The sequence below is a fragment of the Nocardia carnea NBRC 14403 genome, from assembly GCF_000308515.1.
In the GTDB taxonomy this organism is placed as follows: Bacteria; Actinomycetota; Actinomycetes; order Mycobacteriales; family Mycobacteriaceae; genus Nocardia; species Nocardia carnea.
This window is the reverse complement of sequence record NZ_BAFV01000107.1, coordinates 1-26,514: the sequence shown is the minus strand read 5'-3', so window position 1 is coordinate 26,514 and position 26,514 is coordinate 1. Positions and strand designations below refer to the sequence as shown.

The 26,514-nt window shown below is 68.1% G+C and carries 26 protein-coding genes and 2 pseudogenes; 8 read left to right on the top strand and 20 right to left on the bottom strand.

The window, feature by feature from the left end:
* Positions 1-89: 89 nt before the first annotated feature.
* The 5 genes and pseudogenes from ON22_RS27310 to ON22_RS27295 all read right to left on the bottom strand — a co-directional run bounded on the left by ON22_RS27310 (position 90) and on the right by ON22_RS27295 (position 4,167).
* Positions 90-944: an SDR family oxidoreductase gene (locus ON22_RS27310; RefSeq protein ID WP_063820671.1), complete on the bottom strand. Its 855-nt coding sequence runs from the start codon at positions 942-944 to the stop codon at positions 90-92.
* A gap of 36 nt (positions 945-980) precedes the next feature.
* Positions 981-2,042, bottom strand: a complete 1,062-nt coding sequence (locus ON22_RS27305; RefSeq protein ID WP_033245548.1) for an NAD-dependent epimerase/dehydratase family protein — start codon at positions 2,040-2,042, stop codon at positions 981-983.
* 118 nt (positions 2,043-2,160) lie between these two features.
* Positions 2,161-2,550: pseudogene (locus ON22_RS38195) on the bottom strand (nitrate reductase); the annotation flags it as partial.
* A gap of 41 nt (positions 2,551-2,591) precedes the next feature.
* Entirely contained in the window at positions 2,592-3,092 is a 501-nt protein-coding gene (locus ON22_RS27300; RefSeq protein WP_033245549.1) for a carboxymuconolactone decarboxylase family protein, read from the bottom strand.
* Positions 3,082-4,167, bottom strand: coding sequence for an NAD(P)H-dependent amine dehydrogenase family protein (locus ON22_RS27295; protein ID WP_033245550.1), 1,086 nt, complete (start codon positions 4,165-4,167; stop codon positions 3,082-3,084). Before ON22_RS27295 ends, ON22_RS27300 begins: the two co-directional genes overlap by 11 nt.
* 206 nt (positions 4,168-4,373) lie before the next feature.
* Between ON22_RS27295 and ON22_RS27290 the strand changes: the two genes are divergently transcribed.
* Complete coding sequence (locus ON22_RS27290) at positions 4,374-5,507, top strand: YhgE/Pip domain-containing protein (protein WP_231508673.1); 1,134 nt, start codon at positions 4,374-4,376, stop codon at positions 5,505-5,507.
* Positions 5,508-5,511: 4 nt separating this feature from the next.
* Here ON22_RS27290 and ON22_RS27285 read toward each other — a convergent pair whose 3' ends face one another.
* Positions 5,512-6,288, bottom strand: a complete 777-nt coding sequence (locus ON22_RS27285) for a helix-turn-helix transcriptional regulator (protein WP_033245552.1) — start codon at positions 6,286-6,288, stop codon at positions 5,512-5,514.
* Positions 6,289-6,410: 122 nt separating this feature from the next.
* Here ON22_RS27285 and ON22_RS27280 point away from each other — a divergent pair, with 122 nt between their 5' ends.
* Positions 6,411-7,283 carry an alpha/beta fold hydrolase gene (locus ON22_RS27280; RefSeq protein WP_033245553.1) on the top strand — a complete coding sequence of 291 codons (873 nt, stop codon included), beginning with the start codon at positions 6,411-6,413 and terminating at the stop codon, positions 7,281-7,283.
* A gap of 251 nt (positions 7,284-7,534) precedes the next feature.
* Here the strand turns inward: ON22_RS27280 and ON22_RS27275 are convergent, their stop codons facing one another.
* The 10 genes from ON22_RS27275 to ON22_RS27230 all read right to left on the bottom strand — a co-directional run bounded on the left by ON22_RS27275 (position 7,535) and on the right by ON22_RS27230 (position 16,430).
* On the bottom strand, positions 7,535-8,236 hold the full coding sequence (locus tag ON22_RS27275) for a DUF2625 family protein (RefSeq protein ID WP_197039697.1): 702 nt from the start codon (positions 8,234-8,236) through the stop codon (positions 7,535-7,537).
* 56 nt (positions 8,237-8,292) lie between these two features.
* Positions 8,293-9,753, bottom strand: coding sequence for a 4-hydroxyphenylacetate 3-hydroxylase family protein (locus ON22_RS27270; RefSeq protein ID WP_033245554.1), 1,461 nt, complete (start codon positions 9,751-9,753; stop codon positions 8,293-8,295).
* Positions 9,750-9,941, bottom strand: coding sequence for a hypothetical protein (locus tag ON22_RS27265; RefSeq protein WP_033245555.1), 192 nt, complete (start codon positions 9,939-9,941; stop codon positions 9,750-9,752). The genes ON22_RS27270 and ON22_RS27265 overlap by 4 nt, the downstream gene beginning before the upstream one ends.
* A 13-nt stretch (positions 9,942-9,954) precedes the next feature.
* Complete coding sequence (locus ON22_RS27260; RefSeq protein WP_051158149.1) at positions 9,955-10,950, bottom strand: NAD(P)H-quinone oxidoreductase; 996 nt, start codon at positions 10,948-10,950, stop codon at positions 9,955-9,957.
* Positions 10,947-11,732, bottom strand: coding sequence for an alpha/beta fold hydrolase (locus tag ON22_RS27255; RefSeq protein WP_033245780.1), 786 nt, complete (start codon positions 11,730-11,732; stop codon positions 10,947-10,949). Before ON22_RS27255 ends, ON22_RS27260 begins: the two co-directional genes overlap by 4 nt.
* 124 nt (positions 11,733-11,856) lie before the next feature.
* Complete coding sequence (locus ON22_RS27250; RefSeq protein WP_033245556.1) at positions 11,857-12,792, bottom strand: LysR substrate-binding domain-containing protein; 936 nt, start codon at positions 12,790-12,792, stop codon at positions 11,857-11,859.
* Positions 12,789-14,069, bottom strand: coding sequence for a TRAP transporter large permease (locus tag ON22_RS27245; protein WP_033245557.1), 1,281 nt, complete (start codon positions 14,067-14,069; stop codon positions 12,789-12,791). The genes ON22_RS27250 and ON22_RS27245 overlap by 4 nt, the downstream gene beginning before the upstream one ends.
* On the bottom strand, positions 14,066-14,635 hold the full coding sequence (locus ON22_RS27240; RefSeq protein ID WP_033245558.1) for a TRAP transporter small permease: 570 nt from the start codon (positions 14,633-14,635) through the stop codon (positions 14,066-14,068). Before ON22_RS27240 ends, ON22_RS27245 begins: the two co-directional genes overlap by 4 nt.
* Entirely contained in the window at positions 14,632-15,411 is a 780-nt protein-coding gene (locus ON22_RS27235; RefSeq protein WP_051158147.1) for a maleate cis-trans isomerase family protein, read from the bottom strand. Before ON22_RS27235 ends, ON22_RS27240 begins: the two co-directional genes overlap by 4 nt.
* Before the next feature lie 17 nt (positions 15,412-15,428).
* Positions 15,429-16,430 (bottom strand): TRAP transporter substrate-binding protein, encoded by a 1,002-nt coding sequence (locus tag ON22_RS27230; protein ID WP_156052358.1) that lies wholly within the window; start codon positions 16,428-16,430, stop codon positions 15,429-15,431.
* Between the two features lie 763 nt (positions 16,431-17,193).
* On the opposite strand from ON22_RS27230, the gene ON22_RS27225 reads away from it, so the two are divergent.
* From ON22_RS27225 to ON22_RS27210, 4 genes are all read left to right on the top strand, one after another.
* The gene (locus tag ON22_RS27225; protein ID WP_033245559.1) at positions 17,194-18,201 is read left to right on the top strand and encodes an ABC transporter substrate-binding protein; all 1,008 of its coding nucleotides are present in this window, start codon (positions 17,194-17,196) and stop codon (positions 18,199-18,201) included.
* Between the two features lie 257 nt (positions 18,202-18,458).
* Complete coding sequence (locus ON22_RS36940) at positions 18,459-19,214, top strand: ABC transporter permease (protein ID WP_051158145.1); 756 nt, start codon at positions 18,459-18,461, stop codon at positions 19,212-19,214.
* On the top strand, positions 19,204-19,992 hold the full coding sequence (locus tag ON22_RS27215; RefSeq protein ID WP_197039698.1) for an ABC transporter ATP-binding protein: 789 nt from the start codon (positions 19,204-19,206) through the stop codon (positions 19,990-19,992). The genes ON22_RS36940 and ON22_RS27215 overlap by 11 nt, the downstream gene beginning before the upstream one ends.
* Positions 19,993-20,001: 9 nt before the next feature.
* The gene (locus tag ON22_RS27210; protein ID WP_051158144.1) at positions 20,002-21,012 is read left to right on the top strand and encodes a 2-hydroxyacid dehydrogenase; all 1,011 of its coding nucleotides are present in this window, start codon (positions 20,002-20,004) and stop codon (positions 21,010-21,012) included.
* On the opposite strand, the gene ON22_RS27205 is transcribed toward ON22_RS27210, so the two are convergent.
* The 4 genes from ON22_RS27205 to ON22_RS36400 all read right to left on the bottom strand — a co-directional run bounded on the left by ON22_RS27205 (position 20,975) and on the right by ON22_RS36400 (position 23,918).
* Complete coding sequence (locus tag ON22_RS27205; RefSeq protein WP_033245786.1) at positions 20,975-22,138, bottom strand: M20 family metallopeptidase; 1,164 nt, start codon at positions 22,136-22,138, stop codon at positions 20,975-20,977. The two genes, ON22_RS27210 and ON22_RS27205, sit on opposite strands and share 38 nt — an antisense overlap.
* A 14-nt stretch (positions 22,139-22,152) precedes the next feature.
* On the bottom strand, positions 22,153-22,827 hold the full coding sequence (locus ON22_RS27200; RefSeq protein ID WP_033245560.1) for a DUF1028 domain-containing protein: 675 nt from the start codon (positions 22,825-22,827) through the stop codon (positions 22,153-22,155).
* Positions 22,824-23,246, bottom strand: a complete 423-nt coding sequence (locus ON22_RS27195) for a RidA family protein (protein WP_033245561.1) — start codon at positions 23,244-23,246, stop codon at positions 22,824-22,826. Before ON22_RS27195 ends, ON22_RS27200 begins: the two co-directional genes overlap by 4 nt.
* Positions 23,247-23,390: 144 nt before the next feature.
* Complete coding sequence (locus ON22_RS36400; protein WP_051158143.1) at positions 23,391-23,918, bottom strand: flavin reductase family protein; 528 nt, start codon at positions 23,916-23,918, stop codon at positions 23,391-23,393.
* A gap of 563 nt (positions 23,919-24,481) precedes the next feature.
* Here ON22_RS36400 and ON22_RS27185 point away from each other — a divergent pair.
* Together ON22_RS27185 and ON22_RS27180 are read left to right on the top strand one after the other, a co-directional pair.
* Entirely contained in the window at positions 24,482-25,270 is a 789-nt protein-coding gene (locus ON22_RS27185) for a DUF72 domain-containing protein (RefSeq protein WP_033245562.1), read from the top strand.
* 274 nt (positions 25,271-25,544) lie between these two features.
* A pseudogene (locus ON22_RS27180) lies at positions 25,545-26,514 on the top strand (TIGR03557 family F420-dependent LLM class oxidoreductase); the annotation flags it as partial.

Here is a 26,514-nt window from a genome sequence, read left to right as displayed (position 1 = left end):
CCAGGCGGATACCGCGCGGGTGGAAGAAACGGGCGTGCCGCAACCGCGCACCGGTATCGAAGGCGGTCCGCACAACAGGCGTGATCGGATCAAACATCGGCCACCTCCTTAGCCGCACCCGGACGGCGCCAGCTCTCGTCGCCGACCAGCTGGCTGGTTTGCGGGCCCATGAGCAGCATCCCGCCGTCGACGACGTAGGAGGAGCCGGTGACATATCCGGCGGCCGGGGTCGCCAGGAATGCGACCACCGAGGCCACTTCGTCGGCGTGACCGGGCCGGCCCAGGGGCAGCCCCGGCCGGGGATGCTCACGGGGATCTGCATCGTCCTGGCCGGTCATCGGCGTCGAGATCTCGCCCGGCGCCACGGAGTTCACGGTGATGTCGTGCTCGGCCAGCTCCAGCGCCAGCACTTTGGTGAGCGCACCCAGACCCGCTTTGGCGGCGCAGTACGGTGCCGCCCCGACCTTCGGCGCATGCTCGTGCACGCTGGTGATATTGATGACCCGCCCGCCGCGACCGGCGTCGATCATATGCCGGGCCGCCCGCTGGGTGCACAGGAACGCTCCGTCGAGATCGACGGACAGGACGTGACGCCAGGTGTCGAAATCCATATCCATCGCCTTCTGCGAGGATCCGGTGCCCGCGCAGTTCACCAGGACATCCAGCCCGCCCAGTGCACCGGCGAGTTCGTCGATCGCGGCCGTACTCGTCGGCAGATCGTCCAGGTCGAGCTGCCGGACGACGGCCTGGGCACCGCGGTCACGGGCCAGCTCGGCCGTATGCGCGGCGCCGGATTCGTCCGTGTGATACGTGATGCCCACATCGACGCCGCCACCGGCCAACGCCACCGCGACGGCCCGGCCGATCCCCGAATCGGAGCCGGTCACCACCGCGCGCAGGGGTGCGCCGATACGTTCTTTCGGTAAGGGAGCGATAGTTGCCATGGCGGGCGGCTACCCGGTCCGGGCGCGGTGACACAGCTATTCGTCGACCGGATCGTGGCCGCCGACCCCGGAGCCGAATTCGCGGTGCCGGGCCGGGCCGCCCGCGTCCGGTGCCAGCGGCGGGGTGGGCCCACCGGTGCCGCGCCGGAACGCGTCGAGGAACAGCCGCAAGGTATCGGTGGCGGCAATACGGGGTGCCCAGCCGAGTTCCGTGCGCGCCCGGGTCGTATCCAGGACCGGCAGATGCATGAGGGCGTCGAACAGGCCGGGGGTCGCGGGTGCCAGGTGCAGATACCAGGCACCGGCCAGGACGGTGCGGACCAGGCGCGGCGGCACCGATATGGCACGAACCTCCAGGGTGCGTTCGATTTGGGCGCGGTCGACGACTGGTTCGGCGGCCAGATTGAACGCGCCCCGCACATCGGCCACCACTGCGGCCGCGTAGGCGGTGGCGACATCGGCGCTGTGCAGGGTCTGGAAACGCAACCCGCGCGGGTACGGCAGTACCGGAAGCAGTTCGGGGCGCACCAGCCGGTTGGGCACCAGCGGTCCGGCGAACAGGCGGCGCTGTTCGCTCGCCGACGCGCGCTGGAAGATGAACGCCGGCCGCATCCGGACCACCCGGCATTCGCTGTGCTGCTGTTCGAACAGGTCGAGGACCCGCTCGACATAGGCCTTCTCGACCATGTAGGAGGCCTCGGGCCAGCCTTCGGTCGGCCATGTCTCGTCGACCGGTGTATCGCCGGCACCCGGCGAGTACGCGCCGATCGACGATGCATAGACGAGAGCCGGCACCCCTGCGGTGGCCACGGCATCGAGTACACGTTCGGTACCGCCCACATTGGTGCGCCAGGTATCCAGTGGCCGCCGGGTCGGCTGGAACGCCCACGCCAGATGGATCACCGCGTCCGCACCGCGGAAGATCGCCGCGAGATCGGTCGAGCGGACATCCGCGGCCACCCAGTCCACCCCCGGCCGTTCCGCCGCGGGTTTACGCCGGGCCAGGCCGGCGATCGAGGTCACCTCGGGTGTGGTGGACAGGGCGTCGAGCACCGCGGTCCCCACATTGCCGGTCGCCCCCGTGACGACTACGCGCATCGGTTCTCCTCGCCGTATCGGGTCGAGCCAGCGGCTTACCCCGATCCACACATATGACACCCGCTGATCGCGGACGTACCCGCGCCGAACCGGTCGCACCACCGGCTCCGGTGTGACTGCGCGACCTCGCCGCCCTGTACCGCACGACGCACTGCTTCGCGGTATCCCGATCGGTTTCGACCAGTTCGCCGTCGGCCCGGATCAACGGCCGGGTGAGTCGGTCGGATGCGGAATCGGCTTGCCGGCCGAACAGATCCTCGGGACCGGGGCGGCCGCGGTGCACCCGGTCGGTGCCCACCCCGGACCCCGACGATGTGGTTGTCACGGACCGCGATATCCAGGGCGTCGCCGTTGGAGTGCAGCACCGCCGCCGACGGCACCCGGTGCACGGTCGCCGGGGGTCCACACCGTCGGCCGGATAACTGTGCACCCGCGCCGGCCAGGTGCCTTCGGGGGCATACGGGGTCCGGTCGCCTCCGGGATCGGCGAGACGATCGCGTTTCTCCATACCCCGCGCGTACCGGGGCGGGCGAATTCGACAGTGCCGGGTCAGGCGCCGGCAGCACCGCCGGAATGGCTTGGGAGCACGCAGACCGCGTCGAGCCCCAGCACATGATTGAGCCGGCCGAACGCGAGCCACGAACCCAGGCACATACTGAGCTCCACGATTTCGGCCTGGCTGTAGTGCGCGGTCATCCGGGACCAGAAGTCCTCGTCCAGATTGTGGTGGTCGAGGGCGTAGCGTTCGGCGTATTCGGCGGCCAGCCGGGTCCGATCGTCGAGTTCGGCGGATGTGCGCCATTCGGTCACGGCGTCGGCGAATCCCTCCTCCACCTTCTGCCCGTCGCGTTCGGTACGCCAGTCCAGGCAGAAGATGCACCCGTTGATCTGGGCGATCCGCAACCGCGCCGCCTCGAATTCGCGCAGTCCCAGCGTCGTGTGCTCGTAGACCGCCAGCGAGAACTTCGACGCGGCGGTGCCGATACCGGGCACCATCTCGCCCCATACATAGCCGATGGGGTCCTTACCTTCGGGGATGTCAACTCGCATGGCTGTTCCTTCCCAGCTTGCCGGCCGCGGGTCGCAGCGGTATGTCGAGTGCGTCGTAGAGACCGGGCGCGGCGTCGACGAGCCAGTCGATGGCGCCGACGAGGCGCCCGACGGCGGTGGCGTTACCACCGGCCGCGTAGTTGCCGCCCTCGTCGGTGGCTTCGACGGTGACCTCGATACGCGGTCGCCCTTCGATGATCACCCGGTGCGCGCCCGACCCGTTGGGCGGGGTGGGCCATTCGGGTGCGCAGGCCGGATGGATCCGGGTGATGTGCTCCACGACGATCCGCGGCGCGCCCGCCACGATGCCCTGCACCTCGAACCGCATCGCGCCTTGGGTTCCGGCCGCGAAACTGCCCATCGTCGCGGTTTCCACCGTGGTCTCCAGCGGCAGTCGTTGCACGTCTTCCCGGATCTCGTCCAGTTCGACCCCGAGGGCGCGCGCCATGAGCCGCACCTGCCCGCCCCACACCATGGTCGGCACACCCGGCGCCACCATGGGGGGCAGCTGGTCCATGGGCTGTCCCATACCCACCAGATAGCGGACGGAATCGGGCTGGTCGTAGGTGGAGTAGTCGAAGATTTCCTGGCAGCGCACCACATCGACCACGCTGCCGAGACCGCTGATCAGCACCGGCAGGACATCGTTGCCCCAGCCGGGGTCGATTCCGGAGACGAACAATGATCCGCCACCGGATTCGATGGCGGCCAGGACCGGTTCGCGGATTTCCGGCGGTGCGCTGCGCTGGTCGTAGAGGGCGTACAGGGCCGGTGTCACCACCACGGCCCCGGCGCCCACGGCGCGGACGATATCGGCGAGCGCATCAGCGGGCCGGATATCACCGGACGCGGCATAGACCACGGCATCGGGGTTGTCCGCGAGAACGGCCTCGATATCTGTGGTGGCCGCGATGCCGAGCTGCCGGTCCAGCCCGGCGAGTTCACCTGCGTCCCGCCCGTGCTTGGCCGGATCGTGGACGACCACGGCCGTCAGTACGAGTCCCGGATGGGCGTCGACCGCGCGTATTGCGGCGCGACCCACATTGCCGGTACCCCAGACGACCGTCGAAATCATCGGCGAATCGTAGCAAGCGCTTGGTTGTGGCGGCCCGAAATCGTCGGTTTACGGTCGATCGGATCCGCCCGCTGTACAGGCCCCGGGCAAGGCAGTGGCCGCTTCCGCCGGAATCCTTACCGAACCCTCACCGGCGCCAGGCTGTTCTGTCAAAAAGCGGCCGTACTGTCCGGTCCGTGATCAGAACTCATGCCCGGGCGGCATCTGTGAGTCTTGTAGTCCTCATCGGTGCGGCCGCCGGTGTCACCGCCTGCACCCGCGTCTCCGCGGCGCCGACCGGCATCGCCCTCGTGAACGCCGATACCGGGCCGACAGGCGACCGGGTTCTCGATTCGGTTCAGCAGGCCGGCGGCTACGACTGGCATATCCTGCCCGCCGAGGCCGCGGATACCGGCGATTACGCGGCAGTGATCACCCTGCCCGCGGATCTGACCGACGCCATGACAACCCTGGCCGGTAAGTCGCCGCGCCGCGCCCGGCTCACCGTCGACATCCACGACAACGCCGAGAACGCCACCGTCGAGGGCGCGATCACGACCGTCACGCGGCAGATCGGCGCCGCCGGAATCACGACGGCGCTGGAGGCCACCGCCCGCGCGCGAACGCATATCTCGTCGGCACAATTCACCGCCCAACTGCTGGGTACCGGGTTGGACGCGGCGGTGGCGGGCACCGAACAGTTCGACGCCGGATCGGAACAGTTACTGGATCTCGTCGAGGTCGCCGAAACCGGTGTGGCCCAGCTGTCCTCGGCGCTCGACTCCCTCACCTCCACGCTGGACGGTGTGGCCGAGCAGGCCGGTCAGCTCGCCACGGCCCTGGATACCACGGAGATCACGCTGGGCGACGCACGGCAGGCGGCGGCCGCGACGACGACCGGACTCGACCGGATACTGCCCGTACTGCACGGCCTGCCCGGTGCGGGCGCCGCGCCGATCGCCGATATCGTCGCGAAACTCCAGGCTGTCCGTGACGTGTCCGGACAGGTGACCACACAATTGGAAGATCCCGCCGGGCAACTCGGCACCGGAACGGACCCTGACGCCGGGTTGGGCACCACCCTGCACGACCTCGCCGGCCGTCTCACGACGATCTCCGATCAGCTCGACCAGGGCAGCGCACTCGCCGAAGATATTCCCGGGCGCGCCGACGAGGGCGTCGCACAGCTTCTCGGCGCCGCCGAACTCCTGGAAAGCGGGATCGGCCGGCTCCAGCACATGGTGTCGCTACTGGGCACCCATACGGCGGAGGCCTCCGCCGCGATCGCGCCCGCCGGTGCCGCGCAACAGGCGGCACTGGCCCGGGCACTCAGCGACCCGGTGGAGGTCGTCCGCGAATAACGCACTACTGCTCGATGATGCGCAGATCTCCGCCGATCCGGGTGAATGCCGTGGGGGTGAGCCCGAACATCGCCCGGAAGGTATCGCTGAAATGCGACGGTGACGCGAACCCGGCATCCGCCGCCGACCGGGTCAGGTCGTGACCGGCGGCATGGGACCGGGCGATCTGCACCATCCGTGCCCACTGGACGTAACGGCGGAAGCTGGTCCCGGTCTGCGCGGCGAAAGTACGCAGGAAGTACGAGGTGGAAAGCCCGGCGGCGCAGGCTGTTTCCTCGGCACGGTGCGGACGGGCGGGATCGGCACGGATCCGGCTCGCGGCGGCGGCGATCCGGGCGTCACGGATGGTGGGCACCGGGATACTCGCCAGGTCCAGTAGCCGTTCGATATCCGGCTCCGGTTCCCGGCACAGGGCGATCAGATCGGCTTCGCGGTAGTGCGCGTACGGATAATCGCCGGCCAGGCGGGTCATTCCGCCGAGACAGCGAGCCAGAGCGGTGCTGGTCGGATCGAAGAAACAGAACAGCATGCGGCCCTGGGTCTGCACCACGTGATGCGTGACCCGGGCGCGGAACAGGAAGCTGCGGGCGGTGATATCGGGGAGCCCGCCGGCCCGGACCCGGAACGGCGCGTCGATACCGATACCGAGCGACGGGATGGCGGTGGAATGCGCGTCCAGTCCCAGCCCCGGCCCCAGATAGACGGCGTGACCGAGCCGCACCCACAGCCGGGCCGTGGTCACCGGTGCAGCGCACGTTTCCGGAAGTGCCGCCTGTGTCATATGCGCGACGATACCGGCGCGGGATCGCGGAACGGCACCCTTCCGGTGCCGGTGACGAGCTGATCCGGGCCGCCGGGATTCTCCCGCCACAACCGGCCCGGGAACGAGAAAGGCAGGCGGCGATGACCACGGATCGGATCGATCAGGGAACGGCACCGGAACTGAAGGAGACAACAGTCGACGGTGCCCGGTTGTGCTATGCCGAGGCCGGTACCGGCGACCCGCTGGTGCTGCTGCACGGCTGGCCGGAATCGCATCGGGCCTGGCTGCACCAGATCGGCCCGCTGTCGGCGCGGCGGCGAGTACTGGCCCCCGATTGGCTCGGCTGGGGCGACTCCGCCCGCGATACCGCCCTGTCCTGCGATTACGACAGCGAAGTCGATCGGATCGCGCGGATGTTCGATGCTCTGGGAGTGGACCGGGTCGATCTGGCCTGTCACGATTACGGCGGCTTTCTCGGACTCGGGTTCGTGCAGCGCCATCCTGATCGGGTCCGGCGGCTGGCGATCCTGAATTCGCGGGCCCACCGTACTTTCACACCGCCGTACCGACTGCTGTTCGGCGCGTTCACCGTCGGCTCCCGCCACCGCCCGACCCGCCGCCTGCTGGCCACACCGCCGGTGTATTCGGTGCACCGGATCGGATTGGCGCGCTACCTGCGCAACGGCAGCTTCGACCGGGAAAAGCTGGCACGCTACCTCGACGTGCTGCGCACCCCGGCCGGCCGGCGCTGGTACACGCATTTCTGGGCGGGTTACGAGGTCCGGACGCGACCCGAACTCGGTGCCCGGCTGCACGAGATCGCCTGCCCCACCACCGTCATCTGGGGCACGCAGGACCCGGCGATCCCCCTGCGCACCGCCGAGGAGCTCGTCGCACGGATACCCGAGGCCGAGCTGATCCGGGTGGATGCAGATCATTTCCTCATGGAAGAGCGACCGGCCGAGGTCACCGCTGCCCTGCTGCACTGGCTGGACCGCCCCACACCGAAGTGACCGGCACCGATACCCCGCGGTCACTTCGGCGGAGACCGCGGCGGCCGGATCGACAGTGAGGTGCGCGTTCTAGCCCGCCATCGCCACCCGGCTGGGTGACAGTCCGCAGTCAGGGGTCAGTGCGAAGTAGTGCGACCACTCCCGCATCCCGCCACAGCGAACCGACACCTCCGGCCGAGCCGATCGGGCACCGAGTGGGCGTCATCCGATCGGCGCCTGGACAGCCTGTCCTGGCCCAGCGCTGCAGTACTTCAGCCCGGGATACCACCCGGGCTCCGGTCGAACTGCGCAGCACAGTCGACGTGGAAGGCGATGAGCTCGGTCAGAGCTACCGGACCGCGAGTTGTCCCGGCGATATCGTCGTGTCCTTCGACCGACCACAGCGGCGGATATACCGAGAGCCCCTGTCCCGGTGACAGATCACGGACCTCCTCCGCCCAGCCGGGCCAGCGCAGGCTTTCGTAGAACTCTGTGGTGCCACCGCCGAGCGCCCACTGCACAAATGAGGTGTGACCGCCCCCGATCGCGGACCATCCGAGGGTATCCGGCCCGAAGTAGCAGACTTCCCCGGGCTCGGCCGGGAGAGCACCGCCGTTGACGGCGAACCGGCCGCCGAGGACGTCGATGGCCACAACCAGAGCACCGGGCGGCCGGGCTTGCGGACCCGGCTCCCCCAACCCGTTGACCGAGGCCAGATCCGGTAGGCCGGCGCAGCCCGCACCGAGAATCCGCAGCCAGCCATGATCGACGAGGAGTCCGCCGACGTTGAGTGCGAACGCGCCGAGCATCGAGCGGGCCGTGACCTGTAAGCGGAGCAGGGTTTGCCGAGCGTGCTCCGCGCTGGGTGGCAATGCTGTCGTCGGGACGGCGGCCGAGTTCAGCAGCTTCTGGAGTTCTGGCCACGCAGGGTCATCGACATGAGCCAGCTCTGGGAACGATCGAATCGAGGGCACGATCGCAATCGTGCCATCGGCGCCCCCCGACCGCTGGCCGCCCAGCCCCGGGAGCGCTATCCCGCGGAACCCTCCTCCACCCGATCGGACAATTCGGCCGCGGCCTTGACGAGCCCGAGCGGACCGTCGAAATCGAAGTTCCGGTAGACGGCCTGGTAGTGCGCGAACGGCGGGGCCTGGGCGAAGAGCTGGAAGGTCAGCCGGTGACCGGCGTAATCGCTGTTGAGCAGGTCACGGGCGAAGGCGAGCAGTTTGCGGCGGTCGTCGGACTGCCACTGTTCGGTGATCGAGTAGTACTTCTCGAGCCACGGCGCGGCTTCCGGCACGGCGAAGGTCGCCGAATCCGGGGTGATGCAGATCTGTCCGCCGCACAGTTCGCGCGCCCAGTGCATCATCTGCGGCAGCTGGGTCTGCGCCCAGACCCGGCCCGCGTAGAGCAGGGATTGATTCGGCATGGTCAGCCCGCCCGGGCTGGTCTCGGCGGTCGCGATCGCCGCGGTGAGATGCGCGTCGATACCTTCGCGGTAGCAGGCGAGCATCGCCAGCTTCTCCTGCACGGCGGGGTTCTTGTCGAGACCCGTCTGCCGTACGTTCCAGAGTGCTGCGCCGATCATCAGGTCGGCGAACCGGATCGATCGGTGCACATACGGCAGAGCGCTGTAGCGGTGCAGCGTGCTGCGCACGAAGGTGGCGGCGCGGGTGTGCCGGTAGAACAGCACGTTGTCCCAGGGGATCAGCACATTGTCGAAGATCACCAGTGCCTCGACCTCGTCGACGCGGTTGGCCAGGGGGTAATCGGCGGCGGCGCGGCGGCCCGCGAAACCGGTACGGCAGATGAACTTCAGGTTCGGCGCATTCAGGTCCAGCACGAATCCGACGGCGTAGTCGGAGAGCTCGCTGTCGCCCCAGTTCGCGATCGTCGGCTTGGTGAAGGCCTGCGTGGCATAGGGGGCGGCCGTCTCGTACTTCGCGCCGCGCACGATGATCCCGTCGGCGGTCTCCTCGACCACATGCAGCAGCATGTCCGGGTCCTGGTCCTGGGGACGTTTGGAGCGGTCGCCCTTGGGGTCGGTATTGGCGGAGATGTGGAAGGGGTCGGCGGTCACGGCGCGGTGCACATGATTGCGGATGTTCTCCGCGAAGCGCGGGTCGACCTCGTTGAGTACGTCCTGGCCGTCGTAGAGGGCCCACATCTCACCGATCGTCTCGTCGCCGACCCTGGTGACCACACCGCGAGCCTCGTCCAGCACCAGATCGACGGCGGTGCGTTTATCGTGCCAGTCCTGTTGGGAGAGCGGCAGTTTGTTGGCGATCGAGTTGCGTTCGCCGGCGCTGTCGACGTAGCTCATCACCTCCTGGCTACCGGGCTCGTGGGCCAGGTCGTAGATGCGCGCCCGGATATCGACGATCGGCGCGAACATGGGGTGTTTCGTGATATCGCCGACCCGCTCGCCGTCGATATAGATCTCCCGGCCGGTGCCGATGGATTCGCGGTATTCGTCCCCGGTTTTGATCATGAATGGATTCCTTCCGTGTCGATCGCGGCGAGAGCGCGATGAGTTCCGGCGATGCCGCGGCCGGGCATATCCCCGCCGAAGACCCGGCTCGGAGCCGGGCCGGGGATCGCGGAGTCGTGATCGTCCGCGACTTCGATACTTCCGTCCGGAAGGGCATCCGGCAAAGAGCGGGTTCCGTTGCCCTGCATCTGTTTTCCTGTTTCAATCGACCCACTCCGCCACCACGACCGCGACCTTTCCGACCCGGCCGGGATCCTCGAACCTCCGGTGCGCTTCGGAGATCTGTTCCAGGGGGAACCGGCGGTCGAGTACCGATCGCAGTTCGCCGGTGGCGATCCGGGGCAGCACCTCGCGTTCGATTTCGCGGCACAGGTGGACGCGATGCGCGTCATCGAGCTTGCCGAGACTCGACGAGGAGATCTCGGCGCCACGGGCCATCAGCGCGCCCACGTCGAGTGCGGCGCCGGTGCCACCCTGGGTGCCGACCACGACGAGCCTGCCCAGCGGGGCGAGCGCGGCCAGGTTCGCGGCCAGGGTGGGCCCGCCCTGGTTGTCGATGATCACGTCCACGCCGTCCGGAGCGAGGCGACGGAGCTCCGCGAAGATGTCCTGGGCGCCGTAGTCCAGCACGTGCCGGCAGCCGAGGTCCAGGCACAACCGAGTTTTCGCCGTACCGCGCGCGGTGCCGATCACCTCGGCACCGAGCGCCCGGGCCAGTTGCACCACGAGCGAACCGACACCCCCGGCGGCGCCGTGCACCAGCACCCGGTCGCCCCCGCTCACCCGCGCGCGGTGGACGAGATTCCACCAGGCGGTGGCCGCTGCCTCCGGAAGCGCCCCGGCGACCACCGGGTCCAGTCCTTGCGGCAGCCGCAGGCATGCACCTTCGGGCACCGCGACGTACTCGGCGTAGGCCCCGTTGCGGGTGAGAGCCGCGACCCGCTCGCCGGGGTGCAGCGCGGTGACTTCCGGGCCGGTCACGGCGACAGTGCCCGCGCATTCGAGCCCCGGCACACCGCCCGGCGGTGCGGGTATCGCACCGCGTCGCTGCAGTATCTCCGCGTTGTTGAGACCGAACGCGGCCACTCGGATGAGTACTTCGCCCGCCCGGGGCACCGGCACGGGTCGTCGTTCGATACGCAGGGTCTCGGGTCCGCCGGTCCCGTCCAGGACCGCGGCACGCATGGTCTCGTTCACCGCGGCGCCACATCGCGGTGGAAATCCGTTACGGCGCGGGCGAACTCGGCGGGACACGTCTCGGGACTGGAGATATCGCCGTCTTCCAGGACGATCTCCTTCGCCTGCGGGAACGCGGTGAGCACCCGATGCCGCAGCGGGAATGCGCGCGGATCGCGTGCCGAAGCGAGGCAGAGCACCGGACCCCGATACCGCCCGGCACCGTCCTCGGAGCGATACGCGGCAACGGCAGCGTGCCCGCGGTCGGGATCGGGGTGGGCGAGAACATCGCGGATATACCGGGCCAGGACGCCCGGCTCCGGTTCGGCGAGGTAGGTGCTGCGCCGCTGCCACAGCTCGGCGAGATGACCGCCGTCCCCACGCACGTCCACGGCATTGAAAGCGGGCGCGTCCCGTCGTCGCTCACGTTCCGCGGCGTCGATATACGGCGTCGAGGACAGCACCAATGAGGCGACGCGATCGGGTGCGGACACACCGATGTGGTAGGCGACCAGCCCGCCGTAGTGGTGGCCGGCGAAATGCGCCTCGCGGATTCCGAGCGCGTCCAGTACGGCCAGGACCGCGGCCGCGGCCGCTTCGATGGTGTTCCCGGCGGGCGGTTCCGACGCTCCGTAACCGGGCAGGTCGGGTACGACGAGACGGTAGCCGGCCAAATGGCCCAGGAGGAGACGGTATTCGTCCCAGGAACGCGGCGTCTGGTGCAACAACACCAGACAGGGCCCCTCGTCCCCCTGGGTCACGATGTGGACGCGTCCCGCCGGGGTGGGTATGTAAGCGGGCATCGGTCGGGCCTCGATCACAGATCCTCCAATACGGTTCGGGGCTTCATATTTCGATCGAATACGGGCGCGGCCGGAGGCCGCGGCAGGCATCGGGCGATGCATTTCCGCGTGGGCACGCTGCAGGTCAATGCGCGCGACCGAGGTCGTGTGCGACCACCGCCCGGCAGCGGTCGGCGAAGGCGCGCGCCCGCTGACTGATCCGCATCGCCCCCAGCGTGGCGACCACCACCCGCAGGGGTTCCACATCGTCGGCGATCGGCCGGGCGACGACGCGGCCGCCGCCATAGGTCGTATCGGTTGCCGGGCGCTGGTGCAGCAGGCTGTAGCCGTGGTCCTGCGCCACCATCGCGCGCACGGTTTCGTAGTTGCTGGAACGGAATTGAATATTGGGCTGCAATCCGCGATCGGTGAACACGCCGGTGAAATAGTCCCGGCTGTGCGGTAGGTCGACCAGGATCATCGGCTCGGCCGCCAGATCGGCGAGGTGTACGGCGCGTTCCTCCACCAGTTTGTGCCCCGCCGGGAGCGCGACGTACGGACGGATCTCCGCCAGCACCTCGCGGTCGATGCAGTCGCCGAGCGCCAGATCGTAGGTGAGGGCGATCTCGGCCCGGCCGGATTCCAGGTGCTGACCCACCTCGCTGGCGTCCGCCTCACTGACATGCACGTCCAGGGCCGGATGTGCCAGTTTCAGTCCGGACAGGACGGAAGGTAGATAGAACGGGGCCAGCGGGGAGAAGCACGCCACCTGCAGCGTGCCCGCGAACGCCTGGGCGTCGCCGGCGATGACCTCCAGTGATTCCGCCAGCGAGGTGAGCAGCTGCCGGGCGCGCAGCAATAGCTCCCGGCCCGCCGCGGTGAGAATGAGACCTTTCGCGTGCCGGCGGATGAACAGCTGGACGCCGAGCTCTTTCTCCAGGTGCGCGACCGCGGAGGACACCGCCGACTGGGCGACGTAGAGGTCCTCGGCCGCACGGGTCATGCTCTCCCGTTCGGCCGCGCGGATGAAATAGCGCAGCTGGGTCAGCGAGATCTCGCGCAGCAGGTCTCCGGTACTCATGGCTCCCCCAGTACGGCCGGCAACCACGTCGACAGCGACGGGAACAGCATCACCAGCGCGAGCACCAGCACCGTGGCCAGCAGGAACGGCGTATTGGCGCGCAGTACCTGCCAGGCGTCGACCTTCGCGATCTTCGCCGCCACCACCAGCGACATCGCCACCGGCGGAGTCACCTGTCCGATGACGACCGCCATCACGATGATCACGCCGAAATGGACCGGATCGATTCCGGCCTGCAGCATTGTCGGCAGCAGCACCGGCATGATCACGGGGATCAGCGGATCGAACAGCATCCCCGCGACGATCGCCACGAGAGTCAGGACCACGACGTAGCCGAGTTGGGTATCCCCGGGCACGATCGCGGTCGCCAGGTCGGCCAGCGCCCCCGGGAGCCCGGCCATCGCCAGCACCGCACCCAGCGCCACGGACACACCGACGATGAGCATCACCTCACCGGTGAGCACGGCGGCCTCGACCAGGCAGCGGTACAGCTTGCGGATACCCAGCGAACGATAGGCGAAGGCGGACACTGCGATCGCGTACACCACCGCGAAGGCCCCGGACTCGGTCGGCGTGAAAACGCCGAGGGTCAGGCCGAGCAGGATGATCACCGGCACCCCGAAGGCCGCCGCCGACGACCACAGAGTGCGGCCGACCTCCGCCCAGCTGAACCGGATCTTCTCGCCCCAGCCGTTACGTTTCGCCTGTACCCCGACGACGACCATGAGAACGACCGTGAGGATGATGCCGGGAACAACCCCCGCGAAAAACAATGTGCCGAGCGACGTACCGGTGGCCGCCGCATACAGGATCATCGGCGACGACGGGGGGATCAGCGGCCCGATACCCGACGACGACGCAGTCACCGCCGCGGCGTACGGGGCGGGATAGCCGTGCCGTTTCATCTGCGGAATCAGCGTGGAACCGGTACCGGCGAGGTCGGCTACCGAGGTGCCCACCATGCCACCGAAGAACAGGCTCGTCGACACGTCCACCTGAGCAAGCCCACCGGGCAGTGATCCGAACAGCGATCGGGCGAAGGCGAATACCCGGTCGGCGATACCGCCGGCATTCATCACCACTCCGGCGAGGATGAACAGCGGCATCGCCAGGAGCACGAAGCTGCCCATCCCGTCGGAGACCTGCTGCGGGTATTGCAGCATCCACGAGCCCTCGACCGTCGCGTAGACGGCGACGCCGCCCGCCATGGCGACGATGAGCGGTGTGCCGAGCACGAGCAGGCCGACGATAACGGCAAGGGCCAGCGCCAGAGTCATGACCGCTCCTCCCGATCGCGCAGCACGAACTCGCGCACCCGGGGCAACTGCACCAGGACGATCAGGGCTGCTGTCAACGCGCCGACGGGGAGTGCCGCGGTGAAGAAACCGCGTGGCAAACGCAGGTAAGGGGTGGCGTCGGAACCGAATTCACTCACGTATCGAAAGGCGAACCAGGCCAGGTGCAGCAGTACCGCCGCGGTCACGAGGCCGGTGAACAGTTCCAGCCACACCCGGACGGCGGCGGGTAGCCGGTCGACGAACGCACGCACCGTAATCGTCTCCCGGCGGCGGACGCCGAGCACGAAACCGAACATCGTCAGCCACAGCATCAGTCCCGTCACGATCTCCTCGGTCCACCCGAGGGGCGAATCCGCCAGATACCGCAGGGAGGCGTTCGCGAACAGCAGCACGGTGATCGCGGCAAGTGACAGCGCGGCCAGTGCTTCCAGGACGCGGTCGATCAGCGTCCGGGTCTGCGGCGCCGGATCCGCACCCGCCGCCGAACCGAGCTGTTCGGCGATATCGGCCGATCCCGGCAGAGCATGGTCGTATTCCGTGCTCATCCGGGTACTCCCGGTCCGGCGGCCGCGACGCGGGAGTCCAGCAGCCGGCCGAAGCCCGGTTTCGCGGCGTCCGCGCCGGCCAGTTCCAGTGCGTACCAGAACGATGCCTGCACCGCGCTGACGACAGGTTTGCCCAGTTCGTCCTCCAACGCCGCGATGGCACCGACACTGGCGAAATTGGTGCAGCTGATGAAAACCGCTGTCGCTTCGGGGGTATCGGTGCGCACGGCGAGGTCGTAGACGTCGTCCAGCGGAACCTCGGCGAGTTCCCGGTCGCTGATGATCCCCAGCCCGACGCTGTTCACCACCGGATGGGCGTTCTCGGCGAAAAACCGTTCCGCGCGCTCGACCACCTCGCTCCGGTAAGGCGTCACCAGGGCGATCGGACCGGCACCGATGGCATCGAGCGCGGCGATACTCGCCGTCGATGTCGTGGTGCAACGTCCGGTGAGCCCGCTCCACTTCTCGAGGTGCTCCACCAGCATCCGGTCCCACGCGGTGCCGTGCAGGAAAGACGCGCTGGTACCGCCGAAGACGAGGATATCGAGCGGGGCCTGCGCGACCAGTTCGGCCGCGGTCCGCAGTTCCGGGGAACGCATCATCGCATCTATACCGGCGACGGTGACACTCGGCAGGGTGACCCTGCTCGTGTGGATAGTCGCCGAAGGCGTTGCCATGGCGTACATTTCAGCCTCCATTAGCGTGCTGGACGCCATGTAGACCAATCCGATGCGGGTGGCGGTGTTCAGTGCCGCGAGCGGCAGGTGCGGTCGCATCTGTCCGTCCTTTCCTGTCACCGGCCGTACTCGGCCAGGACACGGTCGGCGAAATCACCGGGGATATCGCCGGCGATCTCGTCGCGCACCCCGGCAACCTGACGGCGCAGCTGGTCGATATCGGCGTCGTTGACCTCCACACCGGCCGCTTCGAATCGGTCGATCAGCGTCGTATCGGCATCCGCGCCGAGCTGCCTGCTGGTCGCCGACGCCGCGGTGGCGGCCTTCTCGAGTCCCTGCCGGATCTCCGGGGATAGACGCTGCCAGCTTCGCTCGTTGACCGTCAGATATACCGGGCTGTAGATATGCGACGTCAGCGAGAGGTAGCGCTGTTTTTCGTAAAGGGAGAAGGCGTCGACGACCTTGAGCGGGTTCTCCTGACCGTCGAGCACGCCCTGGTCCAGCGCGAGGTAGGCCTCGCCGAGATCGATCTGCGTCGGTGCCGCACCGAGGGCTTCGAACAACGAGACCCGCGCCGGACTCCCGGGAACGCGGATCCGCAGGCCCGCGAGGTCGGCGGAGGTGGTGATGGGCCGCTCGCTGTTGGTCACGTGCCGGAACCCGTTCTCGCCGAAGGCGAGTACCCGGGCACCGATCGAGTCGACGAGCGAATCGCTGAGCTCGGCACCGAAATCGCCGTCCAGGAATTCCGAGACGGTATCGCGGTCGGTGAACAGGAACGGCATTTCCATGATGTTGAACATCGGGTCCAGATTGGCGACCGACCCGCTCACCGCGGCGATATCGACGGCACCGCCCCGCAGGCCCTGCAGCACCGCTTCCTCATCGCCGATCGCGCCCCCGGTCTGCACCTTCAGCGTGACGGCACCGCCCAGTTCGGCTTCCACTTCGTCGGCGAACGCGAGCAACATATCGGCCAGCGGATCGCCCTCGTTCGTTTCGACGGCGAGTACCAGTTCCGGTGTTCCCGAACTGCTTCCGCCTGTGCCCGAACACCCCGTGACCAGAAGTGCGGCGACAACGCCGCAGACCGCGGCTGCTTTGTGGAGTGACCTCAACTGCGTTTCCTCTCCTGCGCCCGTATGTTTGCGACGGGCTGTGACGGCCGGCAGGTTCTTCTCTGCCGGGCGTACCGCGCCGACGCGGTGGGCCAATTCAGATTCCGGCACCGCCCGGACTCCGTCAAACAATCAAAAGCGGCACTTTGCATCTGCTGAAGGGATGCCGATTACCGGGTTGATAATTGTCGCGGCGGAAATATTTCGGTGACGGATATTTAACGAGAATCCCGTGGACTGAAGAGTTCGCAATAGCATTCGCAATCGTCATGCATGCGTTTCTCTGCTCCGTCCGCACCGCCTGGCTGCCCGGCACGCTCCGATCTCCGGCCGGGCGGCACGCGGGTGATAATCATCACCGGAAACTGTTACAGCACCGCAGGTGAACGGGCTACCGGTCGAGCCGGCCACACAGCACGCCCGCTCGTGCCGACGGTTTGCACAGTGACGCCCACGGGCCGGTCGGAGGCGTACGGCGGGATTGCAACGGGAGCCGTTCGACGCCCGGCGGAAAATGTCTCGGCGTCCCCGGTCGACTATTTCGATTATCCATCGGTGACGTATTTGTTACGCTCCGGGAAATTCGACCGGACCGCCTGCGGGGCCATCTGTTCCACAGATGCAACGGCTCAGCTTTCTTTGTTTGACCGTGGTTCCGCGCCGTGTGAGGCTGCAGCGACACGAGGAAACCTCGACCGTCCCCACCCGGACCGTTTCGCGCTTTCCTCGTTGCCGACAATTGCCTATTTCGAATGGAGTTTCGGTGGGCCCACTATCCACACCGCGAAGGCTGCTGACCGCCGCGCTGGCCACGATGCTTGCCACGACTCTCACCGCATGCACGCTCGCGGGCAGCGAGCAGGCCGACGAGTCGAAGACGACGATCACCGTCGGCTTCATGTACGACGTCCACGCCGCGAACGCCTGGACCATGGACCGATGCGAATCCGACTCCGTCGCCATCGAGTTGACCGCATTCAAACAATTCGCCGAAATCCAGCGCGGACTGGAACAGGGTCAGATCGAGGCCGCGGTGATGGGATACCAGAACCTGGGCCAGATGCTGGACAACGGATTCGAGGAGTTCCGCGCTGTGGCGGGGGTGTACCGGGGCGGCGAACATATCACCGTGCGAGCGGGTTCCGGTATCGAAACCTGGGCCGATCTGCGCGGAAAGAAGATCGGCGTACCACCGAACAGCTTCGTCGAGATGCTGCTGCGCTCCTCGCTGCGCGAAGCCGGGGTCGATGTCGCCGACGTCGAGCTGGTGCCCTTCGCGGGTGCCGGGCCGCCGCTGCAGACCGCTCTGCGCGACGGCGCGGTCGACGCGATGGTGGCCTGGGAACCGAATGCCGCCACGACGCTGGTCCAGGGCTTCGGCGCGGCACCACCGTTCGATATCCAGGACGGCGCCCTCGGCGACGCGACCAGTCTGCTCTACGTCGCGAAGGCACTGCACGATGATCCGGCAGCCGTCGACGCCCTTGTCGGTTGCCTCCGCGAACGCACCGACGCGCTCACCGGCGACGCCGAGGCATGGGTCACCGCGCTGACCGAGAAGACCGGAATGGACCAGCAGGTAGCCCGCGCAGCGGTGCGTACCGGCACGATGGATATCGCGCTGCCCCAGGGGCCGGCCGAGAAGATCATCGCCGAGTTCGCCGGCAACGGTTTGCTGTCCGATACCAGCGGCCGCGTCGCGGAGTTCTTCGACTACGGCCCACTGGAGCGGGTCACCGGTTCCGCGCGCGCCGAACTGGGCGCCGCATGAACGAGTCAGGGCCGGAAGCGGCAGCGCAGCGTCACCATGCAGGCCCCACGTCCATGCGCAATGAACACAGCATGAGCGAGCCGGACCGGGAGGCGGTGACGCCGAGTGACCGCGCAGAGCCCTCGCTTCCGCGCAATGGAGACAGTACGAGCACCGCGACCGATCCGAGCCTCGTTCCCGTATCTTCGACCACTCCCCGTACGAACCGGCGCGGCCTACGTGGTCTTCGCATCCGTTTCCGGCCGCAGTACTTGGCGGTGCCGCTGCTTCTGATCGTGCTGTGGGAACTGGCGACCCTAACCGGGCTGGTCGATACTCGATCGGTACCCGCCCCGCACACGGTGGCGCAGACCTGGTGGACCTGGACGTTCGGCAGCGGAGACGGCACCGCCGACCCCTACAGCGGCACCTGGTTCGCGGCGGTGTTCGCCAGTACGCAGCGAGTGGTCCTCGGGTTTCTCGTCGCCGCTGTCGCGGGCACGGCGGTCGGGCTGTTGATCGGCTGGTCACACTGGGCGCGGGTGCTACTGCAGCCGGTGATCGATATCCTGCGACCCATCCCGACCACGGCGTGGGTTCCCTTCGCTGTCGTGTTCTTCGGGATTCAGCCGACCGCCTCGATTTTCCTGATCGCCCTGGGCTGCTTTCCGCCCATCGTGCTCAATGCGTCGGCCGGGGCGCTCGGGACCCCGAAAGTTCTCGTCTCGGCAGCCCGCATGCTGGGTACGAGCCCGCGGATGACGCTGTGGCGAGTAGGGCTTCCGTCGGCGCTGCCCGCCGTCCTCACCGGGCTGCGCGTCGGACTGGCCCTGGCCTGGGTTCTGGTCATCGTGTCCGAGATGGTTGCCGTCAAATCCGGTCTCGGTTTCAGCCTGTGGGATGCCTATTACTTCGGAAGGATGGACGTGATCGTGGTCGCGATGTTCAGCGTGGGACTGCTGGGCTATTTCTCCGATAAACTGCTCGGACTGGCCGCGAAGCCCGTACTGAGGTGGTCGCCGAATGTCCGTTGACACCGCAGAGACCGCCGGCGTGCGGATCGAGCGCAGCGCGATGATCAGCTGCCGGGCCGTGGCCAAGACCTTCCCCTCGGGCGGCGCGACATTCGTGGCACTGGACGGTGTCGATCTCGATATCGCGGCCGACGAATTCGTCACCGTCCTCGGGCCGTCGGGGTGCGGTAAATCGACCCTGCTCAATATGATTGCCGGTTTCGACCGGCCGACGGGTGGAACGCTGCTGGTGGACGGTGCGCCGGTCGACGGCCCCTCCCCGGACAAGGGCGTGGTGTTCCAGGATTTCGCGCTCTTCCCCTGGCTGTCCGTGCGGCGCAATATCGCCTACGGACTGCGCGAGAAACGAACGGGGAAACGCGAAACCGCCCGGATCGTGGACGAGATGCTGGAATTGGTCGGGCTGCGGCAGGTGGCCGACCACTATCCGCACCAGCTCTCGGGCGGTATGAAACAGCGCGTCGCGCTGGCCCGCGTCCTCGCCATCGACCCGGCGATCCTGCTCATGGACGAACCGTTCGGCGCACTCGACGAACAGCGGCGGATGCAGTTGCAGGACGAGCTGCTGCGGATGTGGGAGCAGCGGCGTAAAACCGCCGTATTCGTCACCCACTCCATCGAGGAAGCGATCGTGCTCGGCGATCGGGTCGTGGTGATGGCCGCCGGGCCCGGCCGCATCCAGGCAGTCGTGGATGTGCCGCTCCCCCGCCCCCGGGACCGGACCTCGGATGCCTTCAACGCACTGCGCCGGCGCCTGACCGCCGAACTCTGGTCCTGAAGGAGCCCGATGTCCACACCCATCGTCTTGACCACGAGCCCCGCCGATATCGTTGTGCCGATTCACCGGACGACTCCGGGTCTGCCCGAGCACGACTTCCGCGTAGTGGATCCCCGTTCCCAGGAAGAACTGCTCGACCGTATCGCCGAAGCCGATTTCCTGCTCGGCGACTGGGCCGGCGAAGTACGCCTCGACCGTCCGGCACTGGCGGCGGCGCGACGCTGCCGGCTCATCGTGCAACCGACCGCCGGATACGACTCGATCGATATCGAGGCGGCTCGCACGCTCGGCATCCCGGTGGTCAACGCCCCCGGCGCCAATGCCCGTGCGGTCGCCGAGTGGACGGTCATGGCCATCCTGATGCTGATCAAGAACGCGTTGATCAATCACGAGCGCACCGTGCGGGGCGAGTGGTGGATGCTGGCCGCCGCGGACGAAGGGGTACGCGATCTCGGCAGCCGGACCGTCGGGATCCTCGGGATGGGACGCATCGGACAAGGTGTCGCCCGGCGACTACACGCGTTCGGTGTCGAGCGCATCCTGTACCACCACCGTTCGGCGGTGCCCCCCGCGCTCACCACGGATCTGCCGCTCGAACGCGTCCCGGATGTGGATGAATTATGCGCGCGCAGCGATGTGCTGACGGTTCATGTTCCCCTCGACCGGGACACCCGGAACCTGATCGACCGGCGCCGGTTGCGACTACTCGGGCCGGACGGTGTCCTGGTGAACACCGCCCGCGGCGCTGTCGTCGACGAGGACGCGCTCCACGCGGCACTGACCACTCGCGAGATCAGAGCGGCCGCGCTGGATGTGTTCTCACAAGAGCCCCTGACGGGGCCACACCGCTGGGCCGAGCTGGACAACGTGTTCCTGTCGCCGCACCTGGCCGGATCGACCGTCGAGGCGAGAGCGGCCATGGTGGGCGCCGCACTGCGGGCACTCGACGACGGTCTCCGAGGTGTCCTGCCCGGCAATGTCGTCAACGGTCTCGGCGCCCTGCGCACGCCGAACCGGTGAGCAGGCTTTCCCGCATGCGGGGGTCGGCAGCCGCACGCGCCAGGGTGAGCGCGAGTGCCTGCGCGCCCTGCACCACCGCGGTATCCGCCGCGGACCCCACCGCCGCGGCGGCGAATTCGGCCTGGTGATTCACCGCGGGGAGTGAATCGATACCGATATAGGGATGGATAGCGGGCACCACCTGGCTGACATTGCCGAGATCGGTGGAGGCACGGTTCATTCGCGCGGCAGGTCCGGTGTCGAAGGTTCTACCCAGTTCACCGGCCGCGGCCGCGTACAGGGCGGTCAAGCCGGTGTCGTTGCGGAACTCGGCGTAGGGTTTGCTTTCCGGTTCGACGGCCAGCTCGCAACCGGTGGCGAGCGCGCCGGCCCGGAAGCAGTCGAGCACACGCTCCTCGGTGGCCGAGAGCTCGGTGAGGTCGGCGGCCCGCACATACCAGCGTCCGGCCGATTCGCCGGGGATCGCGTTCGGTGCGGTTCCCGCCGCGGTGACCACGCCGTGCACGCGCGTGGTCGGTGGCAGGTGCTGGCGTAACAGTCCGATCGCAACCTGGGCGACAGTGAATGCGTCGGCGGCGTTCACGCCGAGCTCGGGGTAGGCCGCCGCGTGGGCGGCCTTGCCCCGGTAGGTGATATGGGAATGCGAGACCGCGAACGGTTCGGCCCGAGCCACATCGACCGGGCCCGGGTGTACCAGCGCGGCGGCATGGATATCGGCGAAGGCGCCACGGTCGAGCAGTTCGATCTTGCCGCCACCGCCCTCCTCGGCCGGGGTGCCCAGGACCCGGATTGTCAGACCGAGGTCGTCGGCGATTCGCCCGAGAGCCGTTCCCGCGCCGCAGGCGATCGCGGCAATGATGTTGTGCCCGCACGCATGCCCCAGGCCGGGCAGGGCGTCGTATTCGGCGCAGAGGCCGAGATGCAGCGGCCCGCTGCCGATCGTGGCGCGGAACGCGGTCGGAAATCCGAGGTAGGGCGTTTCCACTGTGAAACCCGCGTCGGCCAGTTCGCCGGCCACTCTGGCGCTCGACCACTCCTCCTCCCAGGCGACCTCGGGGTGTGCGTGGACATCGTGGGACACCCTGAGGAGCTCCGGTGCCCGGGAAGTCACCGCGCGGCACAGCATCTCGTCGCGGCGGTTCACCGGTCGCCTGCCACGCCGAACGAAGGGGCCCGCCCGGGTTCGAGAGCCCGGACCCGGTAGTCCCGCTTCTGTGGCTCCCACAGCCGCCACAGCCGCTGCAGTTCTCCCAAGGGGTCGTCGGCGTCATCGACGCGGAGATCGGTGACGGGCCACCGCACATCCTCGGCGACGATGAGCCCGGACGACCGCACCGGACCTGCCTCTCCGCCGGCAAGCACGGCCGCGGCGAAACCCGCCAGCAGCCGGGCCTCGAACGCCCCCTCGGTGCTGGTGCGGTAGCCGTCGAGCATGGCCACGGCAACCCGCTTACCGCGTAGCAGGTTGCCTGCCACAACCGCTTGGCCGGTCGAGACGACAGCGTGGGTGCCCAGAGTCTGCTCGCCGGAACGCCCGGCAGTGGTGCCGTCGGCCGAAACGACGGCGAGCTGCCGGTACTCCGGGAAATCGTCGGCGGCAAGCATCGCTTCGAGAGCCCCGGCAGCGCTCGCACCTCGGGCCAGCGCGTTCAGCCCGACCTCGCCCAGAGCCGGATTGGTGACATTCTGCGAGGCGACCGCCCCCACTCCGGCACGGATATGTGCGCAACGTGCCGCCACGGCCGGACTGGACGAACTCACGACGATGCCCAGGGCACCGGTGTCCGGATCGTGGGCGGTGAGGGAGAAGGTCATGCGCCCGCCTCCGCACCGAGTACCGCGGTCGCATCTATTTCCACGACCCATTCCGGGCGCGCGAGCGCGTCGACCACGATCCCGGTGGACACGGGGTGAACGCCTTTGAGCCAGCGGCCCATCTCCCGGTACACCGGCTCCCGGTAGCGGGGATCGGTCAGGTACACAACGACTTTCACGATATCTGCCAGTTCACTGCCTGCCTCCGTCAGCAGCATGTCGATATTCGCCATCGCCTGCCGTGTCTGGGCGACCGGGTCACCGATACCGACGGACTCCCGAGTGTCGAGGTCCTGGCCGACCTGTCCACGCAGGTACACCACACCACCCGCGACAACGGCCTGGCACAGGTCGTTGTCCAGATTCTGTTCCGGGTAGGTGTCGGCGGTGTTGAAGGGGCGAATTCGCTGGTGTTTCATACATTGTCCTCAGGGGGAAGCTCGGTCGGTCGAAAGCCGGCGGCGTGCCACCGGGTCGGGTGGTACGGCGGGGTTCACGGAATGGCGCAGCGGGAAAGTTCGCGCATCCCGGACCGCTCCACAACGGCGGCGCCGCAGGCCGGGTCAGGCAGAGGCGCGTTCGGTGAGGACCGCGAGCCGGTGATAGCGGTGGCCGGTGTAGGCGAGCGGCGGGTTCGTCCGATGCCGGGTCGAAGAGACAGCACCGAGATAGACGAAATGCGATCCGGCGGGCACGATCTGCGCCACCACACAGTCGAAAACGGCGACGGCGTCGAGCAGCCGAGGCGACCGGGCTCCGCTGGTATCCCACTCACCGCAGCTGAAATCCCACGCCGCGTAGCCCGGCCGCGGGCGGCCCGCGAAGGAATCGGCGACCGGGCTGTGGTGCGCGGCGAGCGCGTTCACGCAGAACGTGCCGTTCGCGCGGACCAGGTCATTGATCGGGCTGCGCCGATTGACGCACACCAGCAGCATTGCCGGATCGTAGGAGGCGACGGACATGGCACTCACCGTCTGTCCGCCGCTGCCGGCCGGGCCCGCGGTACTGACCACGGATACCCCGGTGGCGAGCAGACCGGACGCATGCCGGAATTCACCATTGTCTCGGTCCGCGCACGGATACTCGGTCACGGGACTCCTTTCGGACGTGCTGACCCACGTGTCAACAATGGCGCCGCGCGAGTGAATCTGTACAGCATGGAATAACGATTCGCGGGATCGGAAAAGGAGATGGGTCCGGCTGGCAATACCGCGGAAACCCGGCCGTAGCGTGCCGGTCCGGAAAGCGATCCCGGGTTGTCGGCAACCACCGCCCTGACGCCGAGCAGAACGGGAAAGACCAGCAACGCCGAAGATCGTGTTGTTCGGAGCCACCGGGTACACCGGCCGCAGCACCGCGCCGGCCTACGTGTGTCCCGGGCGGCGCGTCCGATGGTCCTGCTGGTCGCCGCGACGACGCTGTGGAGGGGCCGGCGCTGGAATGTCTATGCTGGGCTCCTTCGGGGCAGGGCCGCGGGCGGCACTCGGCGCGGCCGTGCCGCTTCTGGTGCTGGCGGTGGCACTACGGCAGAACCCACTGCGGGGCAGCTGGGGAATGCTCTTCCCTTTCCGGGGTAATCGCCCCGAATGCCGACCATTCGATCCCGTACCCGATTTGCCGCGCCCGACCACGGCAGACGGCAGGAATAACACCGATGCCGTGGCTGATCGGGACCTCCGGCTGGCAGTACCGGGATTGGCGCGGGGTGTTCTACCCCGAGACCTGTCCGCAGCGACGGTGGCTCGAGCATTACGCCGCCCGGTTCGCGACCGTCGAGAACAACAATGCTTTCTATCGCCTGCCCAGCCGGGAAACCTTCACCGCCTGGCACGATCGCACCCCTGCCGATTTCGTCTGCGCGGTGAAGGCGAGCCGTTTCCTGACCCATATGAAACGTCTGCGCGACCCCGCCGAACCCGTGGCACGTCTGCTCGATCACGCCGAGGGTCTCGGCGCGAAGCTGGGCCCGGTGCTCCTGCAATTACCCGGCACGCTGCACAGCGATCCCGGTCTGCTGGAGGCGTGCCTGCGCTGCTTCCCCGCCGGAGTACGGGTAGCGGTCGAACCACGGCACGAATCGTGGTGGACCCCGGCAGTACGCGCCGTCCTCGAACGCAACAGTGCAGCACTGTGCTGGGCCGATGCCGGGTCACGACCGGTGACACCGCTGTGGCGTACCACCGACTGGGGCTATCTGCGGCTGCACCACGGCCGCGCCGATCCGCCGCCCCGCTACGGCCGGCAGGCACTGCGCACCTGGACCGAACGTCTCGCCGGCAGCTGGACCGCCGAGCACGATATCTACGTCTACTTCAACAACGACCCCGGCGGCGCCGCAATTCACGATGCGATCGCCTTCGCCCATCTCGCCACCGCCGCCGGCGCCACCGTCACCCGCACTCCCGGCCGGAGAGCCCAGAGCCGCCGGAACGCGGGGCTCTGAATGCCGACCGGCTGACCGATCCACGGGGCCGGGATCGCACACCGGCGCCTGGGCACGGCTCGGCCGCGGCTCGCTCCTCCGGACGCACCATGGATTCCCGGTCCGCGGGCGATGCAGTGGTCCCGCCTTGTCCTGACCCGGCGTGCTGTGCGAGCGGCTCGCCTCGACGGCGCAGCGCGTTTCGCCCACCGGCGCTCGGGTACCGCGCCCGTGCCCGGTATCTGCGCGCAGATGTCGTCCGTGCGCACCCGCCACTACAGCTTTCGGAGGAACCATGCAGATCGGATACAAGCTGGCCGCCGAAGCCTTCGGGCCCGGTGAACTGGTCCGCCAGGCCGTCCGCGCCGAAGCAGCCGGTTTCGATTTCGTCGAGATGAGCGACCACTATCACCCCTGGCTGGACAATCAGGGACATTCGCCGTTCGCGTGGTCGGTCCTGGGCACCATCGCCGCGGAAACCGAGCGGATCGGGCTGGCCACGGGTGTCACCTGCCCGACCGTGCGATACCACCCGGCGATTATCGCGCAGGCCGCCGCCACCGTGGCGCTGCTCTCCGACGGCCGGTTCACCCTCGGCGTGGGCGCCGGGGAACGTCTCAACGAGCATGTCGTCGGGGAGGGATTCCCGGTCGATGTGGCCGGCCGGCACGCATTGCTGCGGGAGGCCCTCGAGATCATCCGGTTACTGTGGCAGGGCGGCTACCAGTCCTATGACGGCCGGCATCTGCAGCTGTCCGATGCCCGCGTGTTCGATCTGCCCGACGAACCGCCGGTGATCGCGGTTGCCGCCGGTGGTACTCGGGCCGCCGCAATCGCCGCCGAACTGGGTGACGGCCTGTTCGCCACCGAACCGAGACCGGAACTCGTCTCCGGCTATCGCGAGGCGGGCGGGGACGGACCGCGCTATGCGGAGGTTCCCATGGCCTGGGCGCCCGACGAACAGACCGCGGCCCGCGCCGCCCACGAGACCTCACGCTGGGCGATGACGGGCTGGAAGGTGATGAGCGAACTACCCAACCCGGTGAATTTCGCCGCCGCCTCCGCGACCGTGCGGGAACAGGACATCCTGGAGAAGTTCGCCTGCGGCCCGGATCCGCAGCGCTACCTCGACGTGGCGCAGCCGTTCGTGGACGCCGGCTTCGACCATCTGGTCATGCAGAACGCCGGCCCGACCCCGACGGTTTCCTCGACTTCTTCCGCGCCGAACTCGACGAACCGCTGCGCAAACTGACCGCCCGATCGGG

What these genes read in the sequence shown, in the direction of transcription:
- ON22_RS27205 (WP_033245786.1), bottom strand. Translation starts at nt 22,138, where the DNA reads ATGCTGTGCCGCGCGGTGACTTCCCGGGCACCGGAGCTCCTCAGGGTG.
- ON22_RS27270 (WP_033245554.1), bottom strand. Translation starts at nt 9,753, where the DNA reads ATGATCAAAACCGGGGACGAATACCGCGAATCCATCGGCACCGGCCGG.
- ON22_RS27235 (WP_051158147.1), bottom strand. Translation starts at nt 15,411, where the DNA reads ATGCGACCGCACCTGCCGCTCGCGGCACTGAACACCGCCACCCGCATC.
- ON22_RS27300 (WP_033245549.1), bottom strand. Translation starts at nt 3,092, where the DNA reads ATGCGAGTTGACATCCCCGAAGGTAAGGACCCCATCGGCTATGTATGG.
- ON22_RS27240 (WP_033245558.1), bottom strand. Translation starts at nt 14,635, where the DNA reads ATGAGCACGGAATACGACCATGCTCTGCCGGGATCGGCCGATATCGCC.
- ON22_RS27305 (WP_033245548.1), bottom strand. Translation starts at nt 2,042, where the DNA reads ATGCGCGTAGTCGTCACGGGGGCGACCGGCAATGTGGGGACCGCGGTG.
- ON22_RS27295 (WP_033245550.1), bottom strand. Translation starts at nt 4,167, where the DNA reads ATGATTTCGACGGTCGTCTGGGGTACCGGCAATGTGGGTCGCGCCGCA.
- ON22_RS27280 (WP_033245553.1), top strand. Translation starts at nt 6,411, where the DNA reads ATGACCACGGATCGGATCGATCAGGGAACGGCACCGGAACTGAAGGAG.
- ON22_RS27200 (WP_033245560.1), bottom strand. Translation starts at nt 22,827, where the DNA reads ATGACCTTCTCCCTCACCGCCCACGATCCGGACACCGGTGCCCTGGGC.
- ON22_RS27250 (WP_033245556.1), bottom strand. Translation starts at nt 12,792, where the DNA reads ATGAGTACCGGAGACCTGCTGCGCGAGATCTCGCTGACCCAGCTGCGC.
- ON22_RS27255 (WP_033245780.1), bottom strand. Translation starts at nt 11,732, where the DNA reads ATGCCCGCTTACATACCCACCCCGGCGGGACGCGTCCACATCGTGACC.
- ON22_RS27310 (WP_063820671.1), bottom strand. Translation starts at nt 944, where the DNA reads ATGGCAACTATCGCTCCCTTACCGAAAGAACGTATCGGCGCACCCCTG.
- ON22_RS27245 (WP_033245557.1), bottom strand. Translation starts at nt 14,069, where the DNA reads ATGACTCTGGCGCTGGCCCTTGCCGTTATCGTCGGCCTGCTCGTGCTC.
- ON22_RS27210 (WP_051158144.1), top strand. Translation starts at nt 20,002, where the DNA reads ATGTCCACACCCATCGTCTTGACCACGAGCCCCGCCGATATCGTTGTG.
- ON22_RS27215 (WP_197039698.1), top strand. Translation starts at nt 19,204, where the DNA reads ATGTCCGTTGACACCGCAGAGACCGCCGGCGTGCGGATCGAGCGCAGC.
- ON22_RS27265 (WP_033245555.1), bottom strand. Translation starts at nt 9,941, where the DNA reads ATGCAGGGCAACGGAACCCGCTCTTTGCCGGATGCCCTTCCGGACGGA.
- ON22_RS27285 (WP_033245552.1), bottom strand. Translation starts at nt 6,288, where the DNA reads ATGACACAGGCGGCACTTCCGGAAACGTGCGCTGCACCGGTGACCACG.
- ON22_RS27195 (WP_033245561.1), bottom strand. Translation starts at nt 23,246, where the DNA reads ATGAAACACCAGCGAATTCGCCCCTTCAACACCGCCGACACCTACCCG.
- ON22_RS27185 (WP_033245562.1), top strand. Translation starts at nt 24,482, where the DNA reads ATGCCGTGGCTGATCGGGACCTCCGGCTGGCAGTACCGGGATTGGCGC.